This window comes from Microbacterium sp. Leaf351 (assembly GCF_001423825.1).
Taxonomy (GTDB): Bacteria; Actinomycetota; Actinomycetes; order Actinomycetales; family Microbacteriaceae; genus Microbacterium; species Microbacterium ginsengisoli.
On sequence record NZ_LMPK01000009.1, the window covers coordinates 84,497 to 86,567 of the forward strand.

4 protein-coding genes and 1 tRNA gene are annotated in these 2,071 nt (G+C 68.3%); 3 read left to right on the forward strand and 2 right to left on the reverse strand.

The features are described 5' to 3' along the window. Together ASG00_RS16780 and ASG00_RS03665 are read left to right on the forward strand one after the other, a co-directional pair. Positions 1-506: MFS transporter (locus tag ASG00_RS16780; protein ID WP_327037475.1), on the forward strand; the 506-nt coding region annotated here is incomplete at its 5' end. A gap of 131 nt (positions 507-637) precedes the next feature. Further along, positions 638-1,021, forward strand: a complete 384-nt coding sequence (locus ASG00_RS03665; RefSeq protein WP_056206973.1) for a VOC family protein — start codon at positions 638-640, stop codon at positions 1,019-1,021. Here ASG00_RS03665 and ASG00_RS03670 read toward each other — a convergent pair. Next, the gene (locus tag ASG00_RS03670) at positions 1,018-1,461 is read right to left on the reverse strand and encodes a MarR family winged helix-turn-helix transcriptional regulator (protein WP_056206975.1); all 444 of its coding nucleotides are present in this window, start codon (positions 1,459-1,461) and stop codon (positions 1,018-1,020) included. The two genes, ASG00_RS03665 and ASG00_RS03670, sit on opposite strands and share 4 nt — an antisense overlap. Positions 1,462-1,523: 62 nt before the next feature. Here ASG00_RS03670 and ASG00_RS03675 point away from each other — a divergent pair, with 62 nt between their 5' ends. After that, the gene (locus ASG00_RS03675; protein ID WP_056206977.1) at positions 1,524-1,892 is read left to right on the forward strand and encodes a VOC family protein; all 369 of its coding nucleotides are present in this window, start codon (positions 1,524-1,526) and stop codon (positions 1,890-1,892) included. A 68-nt stretch (positions 1,893-1,960) separates the two neighbouring features. Here ASG00_RS03675 and ASG00_RS03680 read toward each other — a convergent pair. Continuing rightward, positions 1,961-2,032, reverse strand: a tRNA-Gln gene (locus tag ASG00_RS03680). Between the last annotated feature and the right edge of the window lie 39 nt (positions 2,033-2,071).

The window sequence follows — 2,071 nt, forward strand, 5'->3', positions numbered from 1 at the left end:
TGCTGCTCCCCCGCCTCGGCGCGAAGGTGATGGTGCCGTTCGGCATGGTCCTGGGAGTGATCGGGATGCTGCTGCTCACCCGCCTCTCGCTCGACAGCACCTATGCGGCCGACGTGCTGCCGGCGCTGCTCGTTCTCGGGTTCGCGATGGGCTCGATCATGCCCGCCTCGATGCAGACAGCGACGCTGGGCGTCGACCGCCACTTCGCGGGCGTGGCCTCGGCGATGGTGAACACGAGCCAGCAGGTCGGCGGATCGATCGGTACGGCGCTGCTGAACACGATCGCGGCCACCGCCGTGACGAACTACATCGCCGCGCAGACGGTGCGCACGCCCACGCTCGGCGAGTCGGCGGCGATCGCGGGCTACCAGGCGGCCTACGTGTCGGGCGCGATCTTCTTCGCGGTCGGCGCGGTGCTCTCGGTGCTGCTGTTCCGTCGCAAGGGCCGCGGCACGTCGGTCGCGACGGTCGCCGACCCCGACGCGCTGCCCGTCGCCGCGCACTGATCTCGAACACCGATGCCCCATCGGTCGCTGCGGCTCCGCCGCGCGACCGATGGGGCGTCGTCGTGTGTTCGGCGTGAGTAGTGTGGGCCGCGCGGCCCGCACCTCGAGCCGACCCGAGAAGGAGGCATCCGATGGACATGAAGCTCGAACTCGTCCCGATCCCGGTCTCCGACGTCGATCGCAGCATCGCCTTCTACCGGGATGTGATCGGCTTCCACCTCGACCACGATGTGAGCCCGCGGGAGGGCATGCGCATCGTGCAGCTCACCCCGCCGGGTTCGGCGTGCTCCATCGCGTTCGGCACCGGCTTCGGGCTCCCCACGCCCGATGAGTCGGTGATCACGGGCCTTCACCTCGTCGTCGACGACGTCGCTGCGGCCCGCGACGAACTTGTCGCGCGAGGGGCGACCGTGAGCGGCATCGACGACATGGGCGGGGTGCTGTACGCGCACTTCCGCGATCCCGACGGCAACTCCTGGTCGCTGCAGGAGATCCGCGTCGGCGCCCGCCCCTAGGAGCGAAGCGCGCGCACCATGCTCTGCAGGGCGCCGAAGGCCGCGACCTGTTCGGGGTCGGTCATGCCCACCAGCATCCGCTTCTCGACGCCTCTCACCGCGATGGATGCCGCGGCCAGCCGCTCGCGACCGAGCTCGGTCAGTTGCGCCGGCAGCGCCTTGCCCACTGCGGCCTCAGCCGGCCGCACCACCGACCCATCGCGTTCGAGAGCCTGCAGCAGCACGTTCATCGACTGACGCGTGATGAACGCGCCGCGGGCGAGCTCGGAGTTCGAGAGTCCGGGCCGCTGCGCGAGCAGTTCAAGGCAGGAGTAGTGGGTGACGGTCATGCCGTGCGGGCGAAGTGCGTCCTCCATGGCGGCGCGCAGCGCGCTGGCCGCCTGTTTGAGCAGGTATCCCAGCGATGTGTCGAGGTCGATCGCCTCACCGGCTTGACTCATGTCAGTATTCTGACATACTCTCGGGCATGTCAGAAATCTGACACCAGATCGAAGGAGCACCCATGCCCGTCACCGGCCCCGATTTCGTCTCGCTGCAGGTGCGCGACCTCGACGCATCGCAGGCGTTCTACGAAGGCTTCCTCGGCCTCGAACGCTCCCCCGCAGGTCCGCCGCACGCCGTCGTCTTCACGACGACCCCCATCGCCTTCGCCTTGCGCGACCTGGTCGCCGGCACCGATCTCGACAGCGTCGCGCAGCCGGGTCTCGGCGTCGCCCTCTGGTTGCACGCGACTGGCGTGCAGGAGATCCATGACGCCCTGGCAGCCGCCGGCCAGCCCATCGTCACCGCACCGTTCGACGGACCCTTCGGCCGCACGTTCACGTTCGCCGACCCCGACGGATACCACGTCACGCTGCACGACCGCGGCTGAGTCTCGCTGCGCACAGCAAGAAGCCCGGATGCTCCGCGAGATGCGGACTTCCGGGCTTCTTCATCTTGCTGGGGTACCTGGACTCGAACCAAGAACAACTGAACCAGAATCAGCCGTGTTGCCAATTACACCATACCCCAAGGGGGTGAACGACCTCAGTCGCACCGAGGGTCGAGTCT